At 37.0% G+C, this 25,398-nt stretch carries 19 protein-coding genes and 2 tRNA genes; 8 read left to right on the top strand and 13 right to left on the bottom strand.

Annotated elements, in window-relative coordinates:
* Window positions 1-22: 22 nt before the first annotated feature.
* On the bottom strand, window positions 23-2,650 hold the full coding sequence (gene alaS, locus HX049_RS04300) for an alanine--tRNA ligase (RefSeq protein WP_258204653.1): 2,628 nt from the start codon (window positions 2,648-2,650) through the stop codon (window positions 23-25).
* 224 nt (window positions 2,651-2,874) lie between these two features.
* Here alaS and HX049_RS04295 point away from each other — a divergent pair, with 224 nt between their 5' ends.
* From HX049_RS04295 to HX049_RS04275, 5 genes are read left to right on the top strand one after another with little or no spacing between them, the layout of a single operon-like run.
* Window positions 2,875-3,852 (top strand): M23 family metallopeptidase, encoded by a 978-nt coding sequence (locus HX049_RS04295; RefSeq protein ID WP_006259637.1) that lies wholly within the window; start codon window positions 2,875-2,877, stop codon window positions 3,850-3,852.
* On the top strand, window positions 3,852-4,181 hold the full coding sequence (locus HX049_RS04290; RefSeq protein ID WP_006259638.1) for a MerR family transcriptional regulator: 330 nt from the start codon (window positions 3,852-3,854) through the stop codon (window positions 4,179-4,181). The genes HX049_RS04295 and HX049_RS04290 overlap by 1 nt, the downstream gene beginning before the upstream one ends.
* 16 nt (window positions 4,182-4,197) lie before the next feature.
* Complete coding sequence (locus tag HX049_RS04285; RefSeq protein ID WP_286398681.1) at window positions 4,198-4,782, top strand: LemA family protein; 585 nt, start codon at window positions 4,198-4,200, stop codon at window positions 4,780-4,782.
* An 11-nt stretch (window positions 4,783-4,793) separates the two neighbouring features.
* On the top strand, window positions 4,794-5,234 hold the full coding sequence (locus tag HX049_RS04280) for a TPM domain-containing protein (RefSeq protein WP_006259640.1): 441 nt from the start codon (window positions 4,794-4,796) through the stop codon (window positions 5,232-5,234).
* Window positions 5,235-5,238: 4 nt separating this feature from the next.
* Window positions 5,239-6,069, top strand: a complete 831-nt coding sequence (locus HX049_RS04275) for a TPM domain-containing protein (protein ID WP_006259641.1) — start codon at window positions 5,239-5,241, stop codon at window positions 6,067-6,069.
* A 291-nt stretch (window positions 6,070-6,360) separates the two neighbouring features.
* Here HX049_RS04275 and HX049_RS04270 read toward each other — a convergent pair whose 3' ends face one another.
* From HX049_RS04270 to era, 3 genes are all read right to left on the bottom strand, one after another.
* The gene (locus HX049_RS04270) at window positions 6,361-9,060 is read right to left on the bottom strand and encodes a TonB-dependent receptor (RefSeq protein ID WP_353653710.1); all 2,700 of its coding nucleotides are present in this window, start codon (window positions 9,058-9,060) and stop codon (window positions 6,361-6,363) included.
* Between the two features lie 105 nt (window positions 9,061-9,165).
* A complete protein-coding gene (gene der / locus HX049_RS04265) occupies window positions 9,166-10,476 on the bottom strand; it encodes a ribosome biogenesis GTPase Der (RefSeq protein WP_131540265.1) in 1,311 nt (436 codons plus the stop codon).
* A gap of 67 nt (window positions 10,477-10,543) precedes the next feature.
* The gene (gene era, locus HX049_RS04260; protein ID WP_006259644.1) at window positions 10,544-11,431 is read right to left on the bottom strand and encodes a GTPase Era; all 888 of its coding nucleotides are present in this window, start codon (window positions 11,429-11,431) and stop codon (window positions 10,544-10,546) included.
* Window positions 11,432-11,587: 156 nt separating this feature from the next.
* On the opposite strand from era, the gene HX049_RS04255 reads away from it, so the two are divergent.
* Both HX049_RS04255 and HX049_RS04250 read left to right on the top strand, forming a co-directional pair.
* The gene (locus HX049_RS04255) at window positions 11,588-12,244 is read left to right on the top strand and encodes a CatB-related O-acetyltransferase (RefSeq protein ID WP_286414296.1); all 657 of its coding nucleotides are present in this window, start codon (window positions 11,588-11,590) and stop codon (window positions 12,242-12,244) included.
* Between the two features lie 76 nt (window positions 12,245-12,320).
* Window positions 12,321-12,393 (top strand) — tRNA-Met (locus HX049_RS04250).
* A gap of 34 nt (window positions 12,394-12,427) precedes the next feature.
* Here HX049_RS04250 and HX049_RS04245 read toward each other — a convergent pair.
* Window positions 12,428-12,868 carry a hypothetical protein gene (locus HX049_RS04245; protein WP_286414294.1) on the bottom strand — a complete coding sequence of 147 codons (441 nt, stop codon included), beginning with the start codon at window positions 12,866-12,868 and terminating at the stop codon, window positions 12,428-12,430.
* 332 nt (window positions 12,869-13,200) lie between these two features.
* Here HX049_RS04245 and HX049_RS04240 point away from each other — a divergent pair.
* A tRNA-Met gene (locus HX049_RS04240) sits at window positions 13,201-13,273 on the top strand.
* Between the two features lie 113 nt (window positions 13,274-13,386).
* Here the strand turns inward: HX049_RS04240 and HX049_RS04235 are convergent.
* The 8 genes from HX049_RS04235 to topA form a co-directional block, all read right to left on the bottom strand.
* Entirely contained in the window at window positions 13,387-15,303 is a 1,917-nt protein-coding gene (locus HX049_RS04235; RefSeq protein ID WP_286398691.1) for an ABC-F family ATP-binding cassette domain-containing protein, read from the bottom strand.
* A 12-nt stretch (window positions 15,304-15,315) separates the two neighbouring features.
* On the bottom strand, window positions 15,316-16,377 hold the full coding sequence (locus HX049_RS04230; RefSeq protein WP_286414293.1) for an NAD(P)/FAD-dependent oxidoreductase: 1,062 nt from the start codon (window positions 16,375-16,377) through the stop codon (window positions 15,316-15,318).
* 58 nt (window positions 16,378-16,435) lie between these two features.
* The gene (gene gldN, locus HX049_RS04225) at window positions 16,436-17,323 is read right to left on the bottom strand and encodes a gliding motility protein GldN (RefSeq protein ID WP_131540270.1); all 888 of its coding nucleotides are present in this window, start codon (window positions 17,321-17,323) and stop codon (window positions 16,436-16,438) included.
* 37 nt (window positions 17,324-17,360) lie between these two features.
* Window positions 17,361-18,923: a gliding motility protein GldM gene (gldM, locus tag HX049_RS04220; RefSeq protein WP_131540271.1), complete on the bottom strand. Its 1,563-nt coding sequence runs from the start codon at window positions 18,921-18,923 to the stop codon at window positions 17,361-17,363.
* Between the two features lie 28 nt (window positions 18,924-18,951).
* A complete protein-coding gene (gene gldL / locus HX049_RS04215; RefSeq protein WP_131540272.1) occupies window positions 18,952-19,614 on the bottom strand; it encodes a gliding motility protein GldL in 663 nt (220 codons plus the stop codon).
* Window positions 19,615-19,648: 34 nt separating this feature from the next.
* Window positions 19,649-21,049 (bottom strand): gliding motility lipoprotein GldK, encoded by a 1,401-nt coding sequence (gene gldK / locus HX049_RS04210; RefSeq protein WP_131540273.1) that lies wholly within the window; start codon window positions 21,047-21,049, stop codon window positions 19,649-19,651.
* 120 nt (window positions 21,050-21,169) lie between these two features.
* A complete protein-coding gene (locus HX049_RS04205; protein ID WP_286414292.1) occupies window positions 21,170-22,312 on the bottom strand; it encodes a formimidoylglutamase in 1,143 nt (380 codons plus the stop codon).
* A gap of 6 nt (window positions 22,313-22,318) precedes the next feature.
* Window positions 22,319-24,850, bottom strand: a complete 2,532-nt coding sequence (topA, locus tag HX049_RS04200; RefSeq protein ID WP_286414291.1) for a type I DNA topoisomerase — start codon at window positions 24,848-24,850, stop codon at window positions 22,319-22,321.
* Window positions 24,851-25,398: the final 548 nt, after the last annotated feature.

Genomic DNA, 25,398 nt, shown 5'->3' with positions numbered 1-25,398 from the left:
TATTATTATTACAAATATAATACTATTTCAAATAATCTTTTGCGTGAGCGATAGCGTCTGCCATACCTGCTGGGTTCTTACCTCCTGCTGTAGCGAAGAACGCTTGTCCACCACCACCACCTTGGATGTGTTTACCTAACTCACGTACGATAGTACCTGCATTAAGACCTTTGCTCTCTACTATATCTTTAGATACATAACAAGTCAGCATTGGCTTATCATTCGCTACACTACCAAGCAGTACATATAGATTAGAGAACTCATTACCTAACTCATACGCAAGGTCCTTTGCTCCAGCAGCATCTAAGTCCACTTCTACAGCTAAGAAAGAGATACCGTTTACCTCTTGGATTTGACCTTTTAAGTCTCCTTTTAGGTTCTTTGCTTTCTCTTTTAATAATTGCTCTACTTGTTTTTTAAGTTTAGCATTCTCATCTTGAAGAGATACTACCGCTTTTAAGGTATCTTGTGGATTCTTTAATACTGCTTTAAGCTCTTTTAATGTATCTTCTTGTTCTGCGTAGAACTGACGAGCAGCTTTATTCGTAATCGCCTCAATACGACGAATACCTGCAGCTACAGCCCCTTCACTTACGATCTTGAACTGCCAGATATCACTTGTATTCCCTACGTGAGTACCTCCACATAGCTCCATACTCTCTCCGAACTTAATAGCACGTACCTCATCACCGTATTTTTCACCGAATAATGCCATAGCACCCTCAGCGATAGCCTGAGCCATCGGTATACTTCTGCGCTCTACTAATGGCAAGTGATCGTGAATTCTATCATTCACGAATGCCTCTACTTGTGCTAACTCTTCTTCTGTCACTTTAGAGAAGTGAGAGAAGTCAAAGCGCAAGTGCGTAGGAGCCACTAACGAACCTTTTTGTTCTACGTGAGTACCTAAGATAGTGCGCAATGCTTGGTGTAGTAAGTGAGTAGCAGAGTGGTTAGCCATAGATTGCTTACGAGCATCTACATCTACCTTCGCTACTAGAGTTCCTTCTACATTAGCAGGAAGCTCTCTTACGATATGTAATATTAAGTTATTCTCTTTTTTCGTGTCGATTACTTGGATAGTGTCATTAGCAGATACTAATACTCCAGTATCTCCTACCTGTCCTCCTCCTTCTGGATAGAATGGAGTAGAATCTAACACGATTTGGAATAACTTACCATCTTTTTTACTATCAATCTTTCTATAACGAGTGATCTTCACTTCATTCTCTAACTGATCATATCCTACGAACTGCTCTACATTTCCTGATACTAATACAGTCCAGTCATCAGTAGATACTTCTGAAGCCGCACGAGAACGTGTTTTTTGTTCTAACATTGCTGCGTCAAAACCAGCTTCGTCTAGTTCATACCCTTTCTCTCTAAGGATAAGCGCTGTCAAGTCAATAGGGAAACCAAAAGTATCGTATAGTTCAAAAGCCTTCACTCCTGATACTACTTTACCTTCTGTTTGTTTGATTACATTGTCTAATAAATGTAACCCTTGCTCTAACGTTCTTAAGAAAGAAGTTTCTTCTTCTTTAATCACGTTTTTCACTAATTCTTTTTGACTAGTGATTTCTGGGAAGAATGCTCCCATCTGTGTACTTAACACCTCTACTAACTCATAGATGAATGGTTCTTTCTTATCTAAGAATGTAAATGCATAGCGAATAGCACGACGTAAGATACGACGGATCACATACCCTGCTCCATTGTTAGAAGGCAACTGCCCATCTGCAATAGCAAAGGCAACTGCTCTTACGTGGTCAACGATAACGCGGATAGCGATATTAATCTTCTCTTCCTCATCATCTTTTGCTTTCATTGTGTATTTACCACCTGTTAGCTCAGATACTTTAGCGATAAGTGGAGAGAATACATCTGTGTCATAGTTAGACTGTACTCCTTGAAGCACCATACATAGACGCTCAAACCCCATACCTGTATCTACGTGCTGAGCAGGTAACTTCTCTAGCGAACCATCCGCTTTACGGTTAAACTCCATAAATACGTTATTCCAGATCTCTACTACCTGTGGATGATCTCCATTCACTAATTCTCTACCCGCTATCTTTGCCTTCTCCTCAGCACTACGGATATCTACGTGTATCTCAGTACATGGTCCACAAGGTCCTTGATCTCCCATTTCCCAGAAGTTATCTTTCTTATTCCCCATCAGGATACGATCCTTGCCGATTAGGGTACTCCAGATATCATAAGCTTCTTGGTCAAAAGGAACGTTCTCCTCTTCACTACCTTCAAATACAGTAACGTATAAAATATCTTTAGGGATGTTATAAACTTCAGTCAATAATTCCCAAGCCCAATTGATAGCTTCTTTCTTAAAGTAATCTCCGAAACTCCAGTTCCCTAGCATCTCGAACATCGTGTGGTGGTATGTATCGATACCTACCTCTTCTAAGTCATTGTGCTTACCAGACACGCGAAGACACTTCTGTGTATCAGTGATACGGTTACTTTTAGGCTTGGCGTTTCCTAAGAAATACTCTTTAAACTGGGCCATCCCAGAGTTATTAAACATTAAAGTTGGATCGTCTTTCAGAACGATCGGCGCAGAAGGTACAACCATGTGACCTCTTTCTTCAAAAAAGTTTAAAAACTTCTGACGAATTTCTTGTGATTTCATATCCTTTGGAAACTAATTTATTCTTTTATATTCTTATTATTAAGTTATTCGGTTAGTTGTTAAACATATTATAAATTAACGAATAACTAGCTTTTATTTTATTCTCTTTGGCACTTAAACTATCATTATAACGAAAACATTTTTTAAATTTGTTAGCTAACCAATGACAGCACTTCTTATAAGATACAAAAAAGATAGTGCAAAAATAGTGTTTTTTTAAAAATATGGCTAAGGTAAAATATTATTACGACCCTGAAAAATTAGCGTTCCTTAAAATACGCCCTAAAAAGTTTAGACAGATAGGTAATATACTCTTGTTTTTACTAACAGCAGCTATTTTTGGAGTGCTCGGATTAATCTTTTTAATTAATAGTGATATCCTACAAACTCCTAAAGAAAAGAAACAAGCTAGAGAAATAGCAGAATTCAAAACTAACTATACTCTTCTAAACAAGAAACTTGACCTGATCACAGAGGTACTAGACGAATTAGAGGTGCGAGATAACGATATCTATAGAGCTTACTTTAATACCGCGCCTATCCCTGATGAACAACGCAAGTCTGGCCTAGGAGGTATTAATAGATATAGATCATTCGTAGGGCTTAACAACGAAAAGCTGTTGACAGAAACGAATGTGAAGATGGATCAACTACTGAAACAAGTAGCCATACAGTCCCAATCCTTAGATGACATCATCGCACTAGCCAAGAAGAAAGAAGAATTCTTATCCTCTATCCCTGCGATACAGCCAGTGAAGAATGAAGATCTAAAGAGAATGGCATCTGGATACGGATATCGTAGTGACCCCTTTACTAAAATCAAGAAGTTCCACGCTGGTATGGACTTCTCTGCAGAGGTAGGCACTCCGATATACGCTACTGGAGACGGTAAAGTAATCCGTGCTAACAACGAACTATCTGGGTATGGTAACCTAATCGAAATAGATCACGGATACGGATACCTAACTAGGTACGCTCACTTAAGCAAGTATCAAGCACGCGCTGGACAGTCTGTTAAACGTGGAGATATCATAGGATATGTAGGTAGTACTGGGCGTAGCTCTGGTCCTCACTTACACTATGAGGTACACTACCAAGGGAATGTAGTCAATCCACTGAATTACTACTACGGAGAAATCTCTGCTAAAGAATTTGAACTTCTATCACAAGAAGCTAACCAAGAAAACCAATCACTTGACTAATGGAATTAAACTTACCTGATAAACGATACTATAGCATTGGCGAACTTGCCAAGGCATTTGATGTAAATGCTTCGTTATTGCGATTCTGGGAGAAAGAATTTGACATTATCAAACCTAGAAAGAATGCAAAGGGAAATCGAATGTTCACACCTCAGGATGTGCAAAATCTTCAGCTCATCTATCACTTAGTGAAAGAAAGAGGATTCACTCTAGACGGTGCTAAAGAACACATGAAGAAGAATGCAAAAGACATTATGGATAACTTCGAAATCATACAGAAACTCGAAGGAATCAAAACAGCGCTACTGAATATTAAAAATGAACTCTAAATAACAAAAAATCAAAATGAAAAAAGCTTTACCAATTATCATCGTACTTGTAGTATTAATCGGAGGATACTTTATGCTATCTATGAACTACAACAACTCGGCTCTAGTACACAAACAGGCTACAGATAAATCTTGGGCTGATGTGCAAGGGGCTTACCAACGTAGAAACGACCTTATCGGAAACTTAGTAAACACAGTAAAAGGGGCTGCTGACTTCGAAAAATCAACATTAGAAGCTGTAGTAAATGCGCGTGCAAAAGCAACTTCTGTAAACATAGATCCAAGTAATATGACTCCTGAAAAGTTTCAAGAGTTCCAACAAGCTCAATCTGGTGTATCTAGTGCATTAGGAAGATTATTAGTAACTGTAGAAAAATACCCTGATTTAAAAACAAATCAAAACTTCTTAAAACTACAAGATGAACTAGCTAGTACAGAGAACCAAATATTAACTCAACGTACTCGTTTTAATGACGCTGTAGCTGTATATAACAGTTATGTACTTAAGATGCCTAATAAGTTCTTCTTAAGCGATTATAAAGAAAGGCCTTTCTTCCAAGCAGAAGCTGGAGCAGAGAAAGCACCTGAAGTAAAATTCTAAAAAACTATAAAATGGATAGACTAAGAGAGTTTTTAACCAAAACGGATGAAGAAGAAATTGTTCTTGCTATAACTCAAGCAGAAAAGAATACTTCTGGAGAGATTAGAGTACATATCGAAACGACTTCTAAGAAAGATCCTTTTGAAAGAGCTCAGGAGGTCTTCTTTGAATTAGGCATAGATAAGACAGCTGCTAGAAATGGTGTACTGTTTTACATCTGTATTAACTCTAAAGCATTCGTGATACTGGGTGATCAGGGAATAGATCATAAAGTTAGATCAGATAACTTCTGGGAAGGAACCAAAGAACTAGTGATTAATCACTTCAGACAAGGTCTGTTCAAAGAAGGATTAGTCTATGGGATCCTAAAAGCAGGAAGTCAACTAAAAGTACACTTCCCTTCACTTGAAGAAAATAAAAACGAATTATCAAACGAAATTTCAAAAGCATAAATCAATGATCAAGCTATTACTAAAAGCATATCATTTCATAACCCTGATTATAATTCTATTATTATCACAGGTAACTTATGCTCAATTAGACGTCCCTAAGAAACCCTCTTTCCAAACTTCTGTATACGACTATGCTACCATATTAGAAGCGAATCAAATGAAGCAACTAGAGCGCAAACTCATTGCTTATAGTGATTCTACTTCTACTCAGATAGTACTAATTACCATTCCTTCTCTAAAAGGAGAAAACATTGGTATACTAGGACCTAAATGGGGACAAGAATGGGGCATCGGACAGAAAGGGAAAGACAATGGTATCGTAATCCTTATGGCGGCAAAAGAACGTCAGATCGGTATCTACCCTGGTTATGGAGTAGAACACCTTATCACAGCCGGACAAGGAGGAGAGATTATCCGTAATATCATTATCCCAGAGTTTAAGCGCAATGATTATTACGCAGGATTAGACAAAGGGACAGATGCCATCTTCCAGCTATTGACTGGTACATATAAGGCAGACAAGACCGTTAGAACAGATGGTGATAATAGCATCGGTGGTCTAGCGTGTTTAGGAATCATTATACTGATCATCGTACTGACTATCGTATTCGGTAAGAAAGATAACAATGGAAGAGGCGGGGGTAATCATCGCTCACGTGACTTTGGAAGTAGCTTACTAGACATCCTTGTATTAAGCAGTCTTGGCCGTGGAGGCGGAGGCGGCGGAAGCTTCGGTGGCGGTGGTGGCTTCGGAAGTGGAGGCGGTGGCGGAGGCTTCGGTGGAGGCTTTGGCGGCGGTGGGTTCTCCGGAGGAGGATCTAGCGGTAGCTGGTAGACATACGTCATTCTAAACATATAAGCAGGTAATATAGTTAGTGCTAGTCGCTTCTACATTGCCTGCTTTTTTTATGCACTCTCGCTCGCTGTCTTTACAACACAACTATTTTACACCTCCATACTGACTCCGTTATTTCTCTTGATACTACGGAGTCAGTACGGATACATAACGGACTCACTACGGACTCAAACCGCACAAGTCAAAAAGGCAAGTCGAGTATAACTCCTATTCTAGCTATACTCGACTTGCCTTTACTATATTTTCTTGTATTTTACTTAAGTCCTTTTTTTAATACCTCATCACACGCATCGGTCTTGAGACTCCTCCTCTTCCTCTATTCCCTCCTTTTTTAGTTCCTGCAAACTCATTAAGCTTATAAGTCAATGAGAACATCACATATCGCTTCAGTACTAAACTCTCAGAATCCACTATCTGCATTGGGTCTATGGTACGTGTACTACTAGTATTCTGATTTAATACATCGTATACCTTCACCTTAGCACTGAATTTGTCTTTATAGAAATCATACGCTAGACTTATATTCCACATATAGAAATCTTTCTTAAAGCCTTTAGCAATCTGTGAATTATAATTATAAGCAAAGTCGTTACCAAATGTAACCTTCTTTGGCCAATACGTTGTTGTCTGTATATTAAATCTATGTGTAAAGTTAGAAGCCTTATCTACAGAGAAATTAGTATAACTCGTTCTATTATAGTTATAATTATACGATGGCTTTATAGACACCCATTCTCCGTAATCATAGGTTAGATACACACGTGGTCCCATCGTATTCCCTCTAGCGGTATAAGTCTCTCCATCTATATATCCGTTATTAATCGTCTGATTATATCTAAACATAATACCGTATCTCAGCGCATGCTCTCCCCACTTACTATTCTTAAACCAGTCAGCTGTAACTCCCCATTGGTAGTTCCCTTGTATATTCTTATACGTAGAGATAGCCTTCTTATCCTCATCATAGATTACAGATCCTACTATACTATTATCAAATATTCCTGCATTAGCCGAAATACTATATCCAGCACGAGTCTGAAAGTCATACGAACGGTAGCTAAGATTAACGTTATGCTGCCCAGTAGGCTTTAGATCCGGGTTACCGATCGTAGTCGTTAATGGGTTAGAGATATCTGTGATATCTAGTAATTGGCTTGCACTTTGATAATTGACATTATATCGATAGATACCGAATAAACTCTTATCCTTCGTCAGTCTATAATTAATCATAGCATTAATATTCGGGTCGATGTAGTGTTTATCTAGGCTATACCACTTCGCATTATAAAGAGCAGTAGCTGTATTCTTAACGATCTGAGTCCTCGTCGAAATATTAATATTGTACTTATTCTTATTCAACGCAAAGTTTACATAAGGAGACACCTTATTCCCAATATCCGTATATCTATTTGTCTCTAGTACATTGACATCAGTATACCCCTGCTCTGTCTCATTATAGTTAAACACTTGCAGATCGTTAATGCTCTGATTTCTACTCCAGTCCACACCTATAGATACTCTTAATGAATCTGTAATCGGCTGTGTGAATTCTACAGATATACCATAACTATCCGTAGTCGTATAATTCTTTCTGTACTGTCTACGCCAATCGTCTTCTGTCTCTGATTGAAAAAACTGCGTCAGAGATTCGCTCAATGCATTATTCGTAGCGCTCCTATTACTATTATTAAAACCTATACTTAGATATTGTCCCTCTTTTTTAAACTTGCGCGTATACTGTGCAGATGAACTAAAACTATCTGAGTTTCCTCTAGATGATGAGTGAGCATTGCTACTATTCAGTTTTTCTCCATGCTCATCATAAGATACTTGATTGCTCTCACTAGTCGAATAGGTGTGATCTGTACTAAAATGAGGGCTAAAATAGAAAGCGTCTTTCTCTCCCATATAGTCTACAGATACATTCCCCCTATGCCCTTCATTCCCTCCTAGGGAAGAAGAATTAGAATCTGTGCTAAACTGCCCTGAAGGCAAAAACTTAGTACTAGACGACTTATTGGCTTGTTCTGTCTCTGCAAAATTATAATCGTAACTACCATTAACCTTCAGCTTATCAGATACATCTTCTACAAAGTTTAGCCCCAACATACGCGATTCTGTAAGCCCGCCTCTAGAGCGCCCCGTACGCATATTATCAAATACCTTATCCATAGAGAATCCGACAGCATTGATATTATTAGCAGATCCTATCAGACTAATCTTTCTACGCTTATTAAAGGTGTTTAAGAACATTCCTGCTTCATAGTGCTCATCAGTACCATATCCTCCTGATACTCGCCCAAAGTGCCCTTTATTCTTATCTTCGTCTATCGTTATATTGATACTCGCATCATCTGTTCTACTGCGTTCACCTGTGAATTTTTCTTTCTTAGTCTTTTTTTCAGTTACCTGTACTTTTTGGATAATCTCAGCAGGTAAGTTCTCTAGTGCTATTGCTCCATCTTCGTTAAAGAAAGGTTTGCCATTGACTAAGATTTCATTGACAGGCTTACCATTGACCGTGATCTTTTTATTCTCATCTAGCTGCACCCCTGGTAGATTCTTTAAAAGCTCTTCAAGATTAGCATCAGGTCTTACCTTAAACGAAGCAGCATTAAACTCTAAGGTATCTTTCTTCATACGAATAGGCGGAGCATCGGCTACAATCAATACTTCGTCTAGCTGATTGCCATATTCTTTAAGAATAAGTGTCTTAAGGTCAACATTCTCTTGTACCCCTTTTTCAAACTTCTTAGCATAATCTTGGTACCCTACCATAGAAAGCTTGAGCACTGAAGGCTCAGATAGCTTACTGAAGGCTAGCTTAAAGTTACCTTTGACATCCGTCATGGTGTACTCCACTAGTGTCGAATCTTTCTCTTTCGATAGATATACCGTCACCGCTTCTATCGGCTGTTTTAAACTATCTACTACAGTCCCAGTAATATTCACAGTACTCTGTGAATACATATTCACACAGGAGATTAATAGTAGTAACGTCAATAAGTTTCTCATAAAAAAAGCGGTCAATGTTATTACACAAAGACCGCTGTTATATATAGAATATATTACTTACTATTTCTGACGGAAATAAATATCGATAGGCACACCACTGAAGTTGTACATTTCTCTTAACTTATTCTCAATATATCGTTTGTAAGGGTCTTTGATATATTGTGGCAAGTTAGCAAAAAATACGAATTGAGGTGTAGCTGTAGGCAATTGCATACAGTATTTTATCTTGATATATTTTCCTTTAATTGCAGGAGGTGGTGTATTCTCTACGATAGGCAACATCGCTTCATTAAATTTAGAAGTCGAAATTCTCGCTTTTCTATTTTCATACACTTCCACAGCAGTCTCTAACGCTTTTAATAAACGCTGTTTAGTCACTGTAGATGTAAAGACAATAGGCACATCTGTAAATGGCGCGATCTCCTCACGGATTCTATCTTCAAACTGTTTAGTAGTCATAGTATCTTTCTCTACTAAATCCCATTTGTTTACAAGGATAACGATTCCTTTTCTATTCTTCTCTGCTAACCAGAATATATTCTGATCTTGTCCTTCGAACCCACGTGTAGCATCTACCATAAGGATACATACATCACTGTGCTCAATAGCTCTCACAGATCTCATCACTGAGTAAAACTCTAAATCTTCTTTTACTTTTGACTTTCTACGGATACCCGCAGTATCTACTAAGTTAAAGTCAAAGCCAAACTGTGTAAAGCGCGTATCAATAGCATCACGTGTAGTACCAGCAATATCTGTAACAATATAACGATCTTCACCAATAAGTGCATTGATAAAGCTAGACTTACCAGCATTAGGACGACCTACAACACAAAAACGTGGTAACTCTTCTTCTTCTGTCTCTCTTACTTCTTCTTCTGGCAATGCAGCTACTACAGCATCTAATAGATCTCCAGTACCACTTCCACTCATCCCCGCGATAGGATATATCTCCCCTAAACCAAGGTTATAGAACTCGAATGTGTCATCCATACGCTTAGCACTGTCCACTTTATTCACAGCGACAAAGACAGGTTTAGTTTCTTTGCGCAATAGACGAGCTACTTCAGCATCCATAGGTGTAATACCTTCTTCTACATCTACTACAAATATTACTACGTCACACTCTTCAATAGCTAAAGAAACTTGACGTCTAATCTCTCCTTCAAATACGTCGTCAGATCCTTTTATATATCCTCCAGTGTCAATCACTGAGAACTCTCTTCCATTCCACTCTGACTTGCCGTAGTTTCTATCACGTGTCACTCCACTAACCGAATCTACGATGGCATCTCTCCTTTGAATCAATCGATTAAAAAAAGTTGACTTTCCTACGTTTGGTCTACCAACTATGGCTACTATACTACTCATAAATATTTTAAATATGTCGCAAAGTTAGTATTTCAATGCGATATTTTAATGATTATTTTATTATTCCTTATTTCTTTTGATTATATCCGAAACGACGCAATTGATAGTCACTCGATCTCCAATCTTTATTCACCTTTACGAATAGTTCTAAGTGTACTTTCTTCATAAAGAATTGTTCCATTTCTTCTCTAGCAGTTATCCCTACTTTCTTTAAAGCAGCCCCTTTATGTCCGATGATAATCCCCTTCTGACTATCGCGCTCTACCATAATTACAGCCTTGATACGAATGATATTCTCTTCTTCTTTAAACTCCTCTGTCTCTACCTCTACAGCATAAGGCACTTCCTTATCATAGTTAAGCAAAATCTTCTCACGAATAATCTCGTTCACGAAGAAACGCTCTGACTTATCTGTTAGGGCATCTTTAGGGAAATACGGTGGAGATACTGGCAATAGCTCGATGATACGATCATATACAGCCTGGGTATTAAACTTCTCTAAAGCAGATATAGGGAATATCTCAGCATTAGGAACCTTCTCACTCCATAGGGTTACTTGTTCTTCTAATTGTTCTTGATTAGATTTGTCTATCTTATTAAGAAGCAACATTACAGGTACTTTAGAGTTGTTAATTCTAGCGAAAAATGCTTCGTCTTTTAATTCTCTCTCGCCTATCTCTACCATATAAATCAATACGTCCGCATCCTCAAAAGCAGATTTAACGAAGTCCATCATTGATTCTTGTAATTCGTATGCAGGCTTGATAATACCAGGGGTATCTGAGAAAACGATCTGATAATCATCTCCATTTACGATCCCTAATATTCTATGTCTAGTAGTCTGTGCCTTAGAAGTGATGATAGACAATCTCTCACCTACTAAAGCATTCATTAGTGTTGATTTACCTACATTTGGATTACCAATAATGTTAACGTAACCAGCTTTATGCGTCATATTATTTAATTTTTTCGGTAGCAAAGGTAGCTTATATCAATGACATAGGAAAAATTAAATAAAATTTATAACAACACTTTATATATATTTAGCTTTTGAAATATAGATAAACAATTAGCCTATCTGAGGTTATATACTTAAAATAGAAGAGAACAAATGATAGAAGAGAACAAAAAACATTGGTCTAAAGTAGAATACCTACACGAGACAGTAAAAAATCCTAACATACATATCAAGGGAACAACAAGTTATTACAGCAATGCCTGGACAGGTAGCTTTGAAGATAGTGTAGTACGTTACCTATATGGAGACGAATACAGTCTACAAACTTGGGAACCACTATGGCATATAGATCAATTATACATAGGATCCCATGTCTGTATAGCAGCGGAAGTCGTTATCTTAATGGGAGGGAATAATACGCATCGCACAGATTGGTTTAGTCTATACCCTTATCTAGATGTGATACAAGAAGCGTATCAAGCAAAAGGAGACACTACGATAGGTGATGGCGCATGGTTAGGTATGCGATCTATGATAATGCCAGGCATTACCATAGGAGAAGGGGCTATTATCGCTTCGGGTGCTGTCGTCATAAAGGATGTCGAACCGTATACTATCGTAGCTGGTAACCCTGCAAAGCCAATAAAACAGCGCTTCTCAGAAGAAATAATAAAAAAGTTACTGGAATTAAAAATTTATGATTGGTCAGAAGAAAAATTAAATCATCTGCTTAAACACCTATGCAACAATAACATTGAGGCTTTAGAATTAGCTCATTCTAAGTACACACAAGGCTTACAATCAAAATAAAAGTAAAATAGAGCGAATTATTTTAGGGACTCATTTGTGAGTTCCAAATATTCGTTCTATATTTGCACCACAATAACGCGGGATAGAGCAGTAGGCAGCTCGTCGGGCTCATAACCCGAAGGTCACAGGTTCGAGTCCTGTTCCCGCTACTAAGTAAAAGCCATTTCTAACGAAGTGGCTTTTTTATTTTATAATACTTTGTTGGTACTTATACATATTTATAGCAACACTTAGCAATCCAAGCAAACCAATACCTAATACAAGTAAACCAACTGCTATCTCTTCTAAAACACTAGAAACAGCAAAATAGTATCCTACTCCACCTCCAACAAAAGAAAGCACAGACATAAGCGTTATAATATACAAGGCTATTGCACCTTTCTTCTTGTCCTGCCATATACGTTTAGAGAAATTATTCTGTGTCTTGGTCGAATCCTGCAATGCCGAAAAGCTGACTCCAATTCCTATAAACATCAACGCACTATTCATACACGATAAATAAGTATCCATATTACCTAAAGCTATTTTATCATAGATCGGTTTAAAGCTATAGAATAAAGCTATTAATAGAAAAGGGTATTGTAGGTAGCTAATAATCTGAAATGTTTTCTCAATATTCTTCATTTAATAGGGAAGTATAAATTCATAATAAGTCTCAGAAACAGAATAAGTACTATTATTACCCTGACTAAGACGGTCAAAAATACTAAAATATTCATAAAATAAATAAACTGTCTCTTTTTTAATTAACAGTTACATACCTATCAAACAAGTTTCTTAAAAAGAATATAACCTTCTAGTAATATTACTTCTATAAAATATATTATCAACAATAATTAAGTAAAAAAGACTCCTAAGAGTAAAAAACATTTAACATTATAATAGATAAACACAGTATTACTCAATTGTCTGATTTTGTCAACCCAAATATTGGTCGTACATTTGTACCACAATAGCGCGGGATAGAGCAGTAGGCAGCTCGTCGGGCTCATAACCCGAAGGTCACAGGTTCGAGTCCTGTTCCCGCTACTAAGTAAAAGCCACTTCAATCACTTGAAGTGGTTTTTTCTTGAAATAATATAACTTTATTACGCCTATTTTATAAAAAAAGGGATTACTTAATGTAATCCCTTTTTTATTATCTATTGTAATTGTTCGTGGATTTCTTCCCACTCAATCATCAAATCATCAATCTTTTTCTTCTTCTTCTCATACTCACTAAAGAAATTTGCGTCAGCCATTAACTTCTCATAATCTACAGCTAATCGCTCATCATCCTTAGCGATCTTCTTCTCTAGCTCTGATATTTCGCTCTCGATTTTGCTCAATCTATTTTGTAAAGACTTCTGCTTCTTTTGCTCTTCATAAGACAACGCAGGTGCTTTCTTCTCTTCAACTACAGTTTTTTTAGTATCTTCTACAACTGTTTTCTTTTCGATTTCACGCATATTTTGCGCGTTTCTCTCCTCTAAGAAATAGTTGATATCCCCTAGGTATTCTTTTATCTTCTGATCTTTAAACTCATAAACGAACTGTGTTAGTCCTTGTAAGAAGTCACGGTCGTGAGACACTAATACTAAAGTTCCTTTAAAGTTCTCTAATGCCTTCTTCAGTACGTTCTTAGATTTAATATCTAAGTGGTTCGTCGGCTCATCCATCAGCAAGACATTAATAGGTAAAAGTAACATTTTACACAAAGCAAGTCTATTTCGCTCACCTCCTGACAGTACTTTTACTTTTTTCTCTACATCATCACCTCTAAATAAGAAAGACCCCAGCATATCACGTACTTTCACGCGATTACCATCTGTAGCAGCGTCTAACATCGTATCTAAGATAGTCTTCTCTCCGTCTAAATAATCTGCTTGGTTCTGTGCGAAATAACCGATTTGGACATTGTGTCCCAACTTAATATTACCTTCGTATTCAAACTCATTGATAATTGCTTTAATCAATGTAGATTTACCTTGACCATTTTGTCCAACGAAAGCTACCTTAGTTCCACGTTCAATTAAAAGATCAATATCTTTAAAGATCACTTTATCACCGAAACGCTTCGTTACTTTATCAATCTCTAAAACAACTTTACCAGGATCAATACTAACAGGAAAAGAGATATTCATTACAGCATTATCATCTTCATCTACTTCGATACGCTCCACTTTATCCAATTTCTTAATAAGCGATTGCGCCATAGAGGCCTTAGTCGCTTTATATCTAAACTTTTCGATAAGTTTCTCCGTCTCTTCTATCTTCTTCGCTTGGTTCTTCTGAGCAGCTAATTGCATCTCTCGAAGTTCTTCACGCAATACTAAGTATTGTGAATAAGGCTTATTAAAGTCATATATCTTTCCTAATGATATTTCTATCGTACGATTAGTCACGTTGTCTAAGAACATCTTATCGTGCGAAATAATCACTACAGCACCAGCATAAGACTTTAAGAATTGTTCTAACCAAATGATACTCTCAATATCCAAGTGGTTCGTAGGCTCATCCAGAAGAAGCACATCATTATCTTGTAATAACAACTTAGCTAATTCAATACGCATACGCCATCCTCCAGAGAAAGTGTCAGTCTGATTATTAAACTCCTCACGCTTAAAACCTAAACCTAATAATACACGCTCTGTATTACCAACATAGTTATACCCACCTATGATTTCAAAACGATGAGTTAAATCACTCAGTTTCTCAATCAGCTCACTATAACTTTCAGATTCATAATCTGTACGTTCTGTCAGCTCCTTATTTACTTTATCTAAATCAGCTTCTACTTTCTTAATTTCTTCAAAAGCTTGATAAGCCTCATCTAACACAGTACGACCAGGTATAAAATCAATATCCTGTCTCAAGAAACCAATTCGAAGATCTTTCTCCATAGCAAGGCTTCCTGTATCTGGTTCTAAATCACCAGATAATAACTTCAACATAGTCGATTTACCAGCTCCATTTTTTCCAACTAGACCTACGCGGTCTCCTGCACCTATACGAAACGTAACGTTCTCAAATAAATATTCACCCGAAAAAGAAACTGATAGATTGTGTATATTTAACATACTTAGATTCTACTAAAATTTAAACTTCTTATATCTATGAATAGAGATATTCTCCTCTAGCTCCATAGCATTTTCTATATTATTATATAATTTATCTGCCAAGAAAGGTCCTAATAACACCCCTCTAGTTCCCAATCCATTCAACACATGAATTCTCGCAGACTCTCTACTTCTTCCTAACAAGGGACGACGATCTTTTACAGTAGGTCGTACACCAGCATTATGAGCAACTACCTCAAAGTCTAAATCAACAACATCTCTTAATCCTTCTAATAACTCACTTAGTCCCTCTGCTGTAGTATTATCTGTTTTATCTTGCCAATCATAAGTAGCGCCTACTTTATATAAATCATTACCTACAGGGATTAAAAACACATTTGCTTTCAATATAACATCAACATTAAGATTAGGTATCCTTACTAAAAGAACCTCTCCTTTAGTACCGTCTAAAGGCAGATCTTTAAAGAAAGGGTTCTGTAACATCCCAAAGCCTTCTGCAAAAACAATATGCTTAGCCACTATATCCTTATAAGTGATTCGCTCATCTGTATAGCTCAAACTATCGTAATCAAAGTCCTCTTGTCTATAGCTATTAATTCCGTTCAAATAAGCTCTATAAGCTTTAATCAAGGTTTTAGTTTCAACATATCCTGTATAGTTCACCTCTCCAAAACCAAAAGGAGACTTCACTCCATTAATTTCATCACGAACTAACTTAGGTGATAGATACTTCTCTAAATTTGGTTTATCAGCCGCATGGAACCAATTATTCTGTTCTTCAACAGATAATAATCTTCTGTACAAAGGCATAGCAAAGATAAACTTCTCCCCTAATTTCTTTTCTAATTCAGTATAAAAAGGCAAAGCTATCTCTAATTGTTCTCCAACCTTCCATACATCAGTGAAACGCTTTAATACAACAGGGTTATACATACCTCCTGCCATTAGTGAAGAAGAGCGCTTCTCATTGTCTATCACTACAAAGGTCTTACCTTCCTTAGCTAGTTTTTCTGTAAAACAGATTCCTGCCAAACCAGTACCTACTACAATATAATCTACCATACTTAAAACCATTAAAAAAGCTCTTATCTATTCTAATAGATAAGAGCTTAATAAATTAGAAACTACAAAATTAGTAATTCCACATATCATCTTCAAGGTTTCGAATCAATTCTTTAATTCTTTCTGCCTCAAATAAACGTTTTAAATCATTACTCTTGATATAATCATCAATTTTACGATTACCATATTGGTTATCTGCTTTATAAATAGTAGCACTAAATCTTCTTGAATTTAACAAGTGATCGAAGTTGATCGGATTAAGTGGGTTCTTAGCATTGAATGCATAGTTTTGGAACAATGTATTACGAGCATCAGCAAAGAATATCCAGAATAACTCCACATAGTTTTCATTAGCTGACCCTTTAGTATACAAGTCCGCAACTACAGGAGCGATACCTAATAATCTATATTTTAACTGTCCTTCATTTCTATCGAAATACCACATACCCATGATGTGATATTCTTTAACATCAGAAGGTCTTAACTCTACTTTCTGAATATATTCCTCAGGAATAGCTTCTCCAGCATTGTAATACTCAATACCAGCATCTGTAGTATCTATTCTAACGAAAGAGTCTTGAATATCTTTTAAAGTACGTTGGTTTTTGAAATCACTATTATCATAAACTTCAGTAATCTCTCCAGATTTAATACCATCAATTAAAACTTGGAACAAAGGTTTTTTTCCTTCAGATGAATATTCATCAATAGGATATAGATACATCTCATTTGCTTTCTCAGCTAACGAAATATTCTCCCATACTTTAATACCAAATAAGATATCTTTCTCACGAACGTGTCCGTAAGGTATTGGTCCTTCTGCTTTGATTAGAATCTCCGAGATTGGCATAATACCAATATCAGCAGCAGATTTTGCATTCAATAGATTCGTCTGTGCGAATGATGCTATTGAAAACAGCGTAAACACTATATATAGTGAAAAATTCTTCCAGTTCATATTCTTCAAAATTTTCTTCTTATAAATTTAAGTGAAATTACATAATCTCAAACGTACATGGTGATGTTTTTTTCAAAGCATAGTCTCCTGCACCTTCTAAACGCACCTTAATATCCGAAATTACAACCACATCACCTAACTGAGCTCTACGGATAGCCGCTTTAGCTCTTTCATTCATTCTATTTCCAGGAACAACAATACTAGGTTGTCCAGGTATTTGCAATACAAAACTAGTAACTGTAAGATTTAAATCAAAGTCAAAGTCTTCTAATTTAGCACCGATAGTTACAATCTCTAAGTTAGACTTAGGTCCTTTAGCATTGAACTCCCCACGTACTGTCCCTCTTGGAGAAGGAATATCTTTAATACGGAAAACTTTTCTATCAGATACTTTTTGTCCATCAGGCAACGTTCCTGTTACATTGATAACTACTTCTCTTCCTGCTTGTGGTCTTAATGTATATTTACCACCTCCTTGACTTGTAAGTCCTGGAGCAGAAGCTTGTACTTTATCATTCGCAATACCAGCAAACGAAATTGTCATAGGGTTAGAAACACCACGATAAACTACGTTCATTTTATCAGCAGATATATTAGCTGAGTTTGGTTTAGGTACTACTACATAACTTCCCTTAATATCAATCTCTACTGGCTGACCGTCCTCTACGAAAGTAAACTTACCTCCGATTTGGTGTTCTCCTACGTTACCAACAGTAAAACCTAAGTTAACTTGTCCATCAACTAATGATTTAGACAAATCAATGTTTTGACCATTAACAACTACTTTAGTAGGAACAGTTGATTTGTCATAACGACCTAATACTACTCTACCTTTATAAGTTTCACCAGCAAAAAGAGTAGACTTGTCAGCTACTACGATAGCCTGATAGTTCTTCATAGATGCAGCTTTACTAAGTGTATTACCCATTAAGCTGTTATAAATCTCTGCTTCTACAATCTTCGCATCGTTTTGCATTGTTGACAACTTAGTCAAAGAAGCAATAGCTGGGAATCCATAGAAGTTATAATTTAAATAAGCTCTATCTTTTCCTTGGCTATCTTTCACATCGCTTAGATTAAATTTGTTATTTATATCTAATACGATTGGTTGGAACTTAGCATCTTTTTCTAAAATATCAAGAAGTGCTTTTTTGTACTTATTAATACCATCAATAAAAGCTTGTCCTTCTGCTGAATATTTATCACCTGTGAACCAAGCATCATTGATAATATCAGATTTATTCATACGCTCAGCAGGTAGTTTACCATTCTCTGTGCGTTCTCCTTCAAATTCACTAGTAATTAGAGTTTTATATTTACCCACAAAGTCATAAAACTCTTGCGTAATTTTCTCTACTTGCTTTGCTTTTTTTGCAGGGTCAGCGAATTGAGCTGGGTTCTCCTCAGCTTTCTTCTCTAAAGCCCCTAGCAAACCTTCATTATTTGCTTTTGCACCTTCATTAGCTGCCTCGAACTTCTCGTTCACTACACCAAAAGCTGATAGAACCTCTGTAGATACCTGAAGTGCCATCATCGCGATAAACACCAGGTACATCAGGTTAATCATCTTTTGTCTTGGGGTCAGTTTTTGTTTAGCCATTACCTTATAATAATTTTAAAATTATAAACTAATTAGCATTTCTTCCACCACCCATAGCAGAAAGCATTCCACCATAAACGTTGTTTAATGACGCTAAATTGTTTGTTAATGCTTGCATTTGCTCTTTTAACTGAGCATTGTTTTCAGCTACTGCTTTATTGATTTCAGCATTCGCTGTTGCGCTTTCTAATTGTACTTTATAAGCTTTATTTAGAGACTCTAACTGCTGAGCAGCTAATGTCATTTCTTGCGCATATTTTTGTGTTGAAGCAACAGAATTCACAGAAGGTCCCATCTCTCTAGAAGCAGCTTCGAAGTTGCGAATACTGTTTCCTAAGCTACTCATTAACTCTCCGTCAATCTTTGCGTCTTTCAACATTTGATCTAATTTTTTAGAAAGCATACCTTCTGTATCTTGAGGCTCTACAACAGCTTGCTTAGCCACTTTTACTTCTCTAGCTTTCCCATCTTTTAATTCTGGATATACCTTTGCCCAATCTAATTCCTCATCAACTGGCTCGAATGCAGAGATTGCAAAAATAAACGCCTCTACTAATAGACCAATAGTCAACATATTGTTACCATTCAAAGGTCCAAATTCCATGTGCGTAATTTTAAATAATGCACCGATGATTACTACTGAAGCTCCCATTCCATAACAGAAGTTCATCAATTTTTTAGATAATGCCATAGCCTTCTTCTTCTTTTATTTTTTTGTTTGATTATTAACGAGCCATTTTTGATTGGTTAACACGTGATAAAGAACCTGATACAGACTGTACTGTTCTAAATCCAATGTAACTTCTTGCTGAATCTGCGTACTCAGAATCACGAGTAGCAACTTGTAAGAAATATGCTGGGTCTCTCCAAGAACCACCTCTTACTACTTTTAGTGGGCTTTCGCTAGGTCTATTTCTAGGCTTTAAAGCTGACATGTGATCGTAACTTGATGCATCATAAGTAGAACTAGTCCACTCTGCTACGTTACCTGCCATATTGTATAAGTTATATCCATTAGGAGGGTAAGAACGAACATTAGCTGTATAAAGAGCTCCATCTGCTGCATAGTCAAAACGAGTTGGTTTAAAGTTTGCCATAAAGCATCCTTTCTCATCCGTTGCATAAGGTCCACCCCAAGGATACATAGCTCCTTCTAGACCACCTCTAGCAGCGTACTCCCACTCACTTTCCATTGGTAAACGGAATTCGTTGATCTCAAGAGTCATCTTATTATCTTTCAGATAAATGTTTTTATACATTGATCTCCATGCAGCGAATGCTTTAGCTTGGTGCCAGTTTACCCCTACTACAGGATAATCACCGAAAGCTTCGTGCCAGAAGTAATCGTTGTGCATTGGTTCGTTGTAAGAATATTGGAATTCTTTAATCCAACGTGTTGTATCAGGATAGATTAATAGTGTCTCCGTTTTTAAGTGTCTATTTCTCTTTCCTCTGTTCTCTGTTGATCTATCTCTAGTAGCTGCATCTACATCTACATAAGAATATTTAAACTTCAACTTAGAGTTATCGAAAGTAGTCATTCCATTATATGTCTCACTAGCTGGGATATATAATGAATCCATTACTTCCACGTAATTAGCATCTGGATACTTCTTAGTATCTTTTATTAAAGGAACTTTTTTATTTAAACGACGACCAGAGTAGATATCATCACTCACCTGAAGGCTGTAATAGTTCTCATACATATATCGTTGGTATGGAGTCATTCTTTCTAAATCCTCTTCAGCATCTACGAATGCATACGCACCGATACCTCCAGATTCTTTAGCCACACCCATTTCATCAGCTGCAATAGCTAATTTAGTTCGAACAACTGAATCCTTTACCCATTCTACGAATTTGCGGTATTGGTTATTCGAAATTTCAGTTTCATCCATATAAAATGAACCGATAGTAACTGTTTTTGTTGGCGCATCTTGGGCTCCTAAGAAATCCTCATTGGCTTGACCCATGGTAAAAGTACCTCCTGGGATAAGCGACATACCTTGTGGTTTCTCACTGCTCCATCTTTTCCCAGCCTCTCCATGCATCAATTCACCTCGATCTCCAGTTCCACAACTGGTCATCAAAGCTAAAACTGCTCCTAACGTAATGATCTTCTTCATATAATTTTAGGTTTTTATGTACTACTATAAATACTTACAAGTAATTTTTTTTCTTTTTATTTCACAAAACAAAGCTAAAAATTAATTTAACTTAATTATTTATTTTTGTTAAATTAATTTTCATACTACACTTTTTTTTATTGTTCGCCACCATCTTTCAGGTATAACTTGACTAATAGCCAACTCATAATCTTCATAACTACATGGCAACAATACTTTTCTCTCAGCATCCATCGTTTCTATAGAAGCCTCTATCCACCAGCGTTCAGATACATCACTCTTATAGAATATCAAATCGTCATATCCCTCTATCGGCACGATATACTTCATATAACTAGCCTTGCTAACAAAGGGGTATTCATTCGATCTGTAATTAACACCTTCCACAAAATACCAAAGCATTTGTGCTATTAATAACGTTTCATTTTTATTATTATTATAATTAAATATTCCAAAAGATGAAACTCTATCACTCAATCCACTATATCTAGCTAAGGCACATATCTCTCTTCCATCAAATCCATTCGGATTAAAGAAGTCAAAATTGCCCGAATCAGCAGATTTAACAGAAGTCATATCTACACTTACGATATCTGCGTCTCTAAGTACTGGCTCAGCTAATTTTATATTACCAGATATCTCTCCTACTCTATACGCCTCGAAATATAAACTAGCGATTAAGTCTATTTCTTCCTGAGCATTGAAGTAAGTCTGATATCCGATATTAGAAAAGTTAAACAGATTCGTAGGTTCTTCTAATATAATACGCGTCAGATAACTATTCGCTACATCACCCTCTGTCTTAGATAAGTCTAACTTAGCATCTATAGACACAAGATTCACTGACTGCTCTAATACATCATACGCTCTATACATCGCATAGGTCATATCCTGAGATCCCCCTACGAATACAGGAATTACTCCTTGCTTTACTAAGTCTGCTACTAGAGCCTTCACTAAATAGTATGTATCCTCTAGTCTCTCTCCAGCCACTACATCACCTAAGTCTATAATATTCACTCCCCAGTTACCTGGATATAACGAATACCAAGCCTTTCTTATTTTAGTGATATCTACTATACTTACACCTGCACCATTACCTCGATTATCTCCTATTCCGATAATAGCGATATTATACCGACCTTCATTCTCAAAAGAACCTCCAGAGAAGAACGTTACTTTCTTCCCTATACACTGACTCTGTAAACCATCTATATAAGTGATTAATTCGTTATTTATCGGTCTTAGCAGTTCGTAGATCATTCTTTCTTATTTTTTAGTCGTCTTCTTAGTTGCCGTTTTCTTAGCTGTAGTAGTTGCTTTTTTGGCTGTCGTTTTCTTAGCAGCTGTCTTTTTAGCAGGAGCCTTTGCTTCGATCATTGCCTTTACCTCATCTAGAGATAACGCTGCCGCATCCACATCCTTACTTAGCTCTATCTTCGTTTTTCCTTTTAAGATTACAGAACGACCCCATCTTGCTTTCTCTACTCGGATACCCTCTTCTGCCCAATCGTGAATTACTTTATCCTTCTCTTTCTGGATCTTATCTTCGATTAGTTCGTTGATATCCGCTTGAGATAGATTGTCGAAGTTATACTTCTTATTCACATTGATAAAAATGCCATTCCACTTTAAGTATGGTCCGAAGCGTCCCACCCCTTTCTGTACAGGCAATCCTTGGTATGTAGCGATAGGAGCATCTGCTTGCTCTTTCTCTTTGATTAATTCTAATGCTCTATCTAGCGTCACATCAGCAGGCTCTTCTCCTTTAGGCAGAGAGATAAATGTCTTACCTACTCTTACATAAGGACCAAATCTACCGTTGTTCACTTCTACTTCTTCTCCTTTATATTCTCCTAATACCTTTGGTAATAAGAATAATGCTAATGCTTCTTCTAATGTAATCGTACCGATGTTCTGCTCAGCAGTAAGGCTAGCATATTGCTTCTCTTCATCCTCAGGATTACCGATCTGCGCCACAGGGCCAAACTTAGCTAAACGAACTAATACTGTACGTCCACTCTTAGGATCAATACCTAATATACGCTCTCCAGACTCGCGCTCTGCATTCTCTTCTACATCTTTCACTGTTGGGTGGAAGTGATTGTAGAACTCTCTCATCATCTTAGCCCAATCCTCATTACCAGCTGCTATCTCATCGAAGTCCTCTTCTACCTTAGCAGTGAAGTTATAATCTAAGATTGTCTTAAAGTTCTTCACTAAGAAGTCATTCACGATCATACCGATATCTGTAGGTACTAGCTTCCCTTTATCAGATCCAGTCTTCTCTGTAAGTACCTTCTCTTTTAGCTCAGCACCTCTAAGCATCATCATCTTATAGTTGCGCTCTTTTCCTTCTGTCTCCCCTTTTTCCACATACGTTCTAGCGATAATAGTAGAGATAGTAGGTGCATAAGTAGACGGACGTCCGATACCTAGCTCCTCTAGTTTCTTCACTAATGACGCTTCTGTATATCTAGCAGCAGGCTTAGTAAAGCGTTGAGTAGCTACTAACGCATTTTGTTCTAATCCTTCTCCTATTCTCAATGCTGGTAAGATTCCTTCTACTTCTTCATCCTCATCATCATGCCCTTCTAAGTACACTTTTAAGAATCCTTCAAAAAGCAATACCTCACCCGTAGCCACAAATAACTCTTTAAACTTATTTGCTTCTATACGCACATTCGTTCTCTCTAACTGAGCATCACTCATCTGAGATGCCAAAGTACGCTTCCAGATCAGATCATATAGACGAGCCTGATCTCTATCTACAGGAGCACTGTGTAGCGCCATATTCGTCGGACGGATAGCCTCGTGCGCCTCTTGGGCTCCCTTGCTCTTAGTCGTATAAGTACGTGGTTTAGAATATTCTGCTCCGTAAGACTTCGTGATTTCAGCTGCTGCTGCACTCATCGCCTCTTTAGATAAGTTCACACTATCCGTTCTCATATACGTGATCAGTCCGCTCTCGTATAAGCGCTGTGCTAACATCATCGTCTGACCTACTGAGTAGTGAAGCTTTCTAGCCGCTTCCTGTTGTAGTGTAGAAGTGGTAAATGGAGCTGCAGGTGATTTCTTAGCAGGTTTAGTCTCTAAATCTGCTACTCTGTATGCCGCTCCGATATTAACTGCTAAAAAGTCTCTTGCTTCTTTCTCAGTTGCAAAGTTCTTAGGCAGTTTAGCTTTTAATGTTTTTCCTTCAGCAGTCTTAAACTCTGCTGATATATGGTAAGATGACTCTACCTTAAAGTCATTAATCTCTCTTTCTCTCTCTACGATAAGACGTACAGCCACAGACTGTACACGTCCAGCAGATAGTCCTCCTTTTACTTTTTTCCACAGTACAGGAGACAGCTCATACCCTACTAATCTATCTAGTACACGACGTGCCTGCTGTGCATTCACTAGATTATAGTCTATCTGACGTGGGTTGTCTATCGCTTTTAAAATAGCATTTTTTGTAATCTCGTGGAATACAATACGCTTTGTGTTTTCACTCTTTAAATTTAGTTCTTCCGCTAAGTGCCATGCAATAGCCTCTCCCTCGCGGTCCTCATCGGATGCTAACCAAACCATTTCAGCTTTCTTCGCAAGATCCTTTAACTTCTTAACTACCGCCTTCTTATCACTCGATACTTCATATTTAGGCTTAAAGTTATTCTCTACATCTACTCCTATTTCTTTAGAAGGCAGATCCGCTATATGTCCATAGCTAGACTCTACCTGATAATCCTGTCCTAAAAATTTTTCAATGGTTTTTGCCTTTGCAGGTGACTCAACAATCACTAAATTCTTTGCCATACTTCATTATTTTGTGAAGCAAAAATATATGATTTTTTTGAATATATCCGTGCCACTACTTATTAATGCTTCTTTTAACTAATATGCCAGCATATAAAAATTGTAATAATTACCTAGTTATTCGTAAAATAAACCAACATTCTAGTAATAAACCGATATATTGATTTTTTTTACAAACAAAATCAAGAAATTACACAATTTAATAACAATTCTCTAAATTTTTTAATTTTTACCTCTATCAATACTTTTACACCCCTTTTATTTCGCACAATGCTTAAAGTTTTCTAAACCTTTAGAAGTAAAAAAGTCAATAGTAAATGTTCTGTTTAACAACCAAACAAATTCCATTTTTTAAAAATCACTTTTTATTTATATGTTTTTGTTTAATGTTTATAGTTTTATATATGTGTCCCACTACTAGTCCAGGACTTGTCCCGAAAGTGGGACAAGTCCTGACCACCTATAGTGTCCCACTTTTGGGACAAGTAATGGACCCTATCACTAGTTCATTTATTGGACTAGTGTATCGCACTATTCACTACATCACT

Origin of the sequence: Myroides odoratimimus (assembly GCF_030326305.1) — a bacterium.
Lineage (GTDB): Bacteria > Bacteroidota > Bacteroidia > Flavobacteriales > Flavobacteriaceae > Flavobacterium > Flavobacterium odoratimimum_A.
This window is presented reverse-complemented; position numbering and strand designations above follow the sequence as displayed.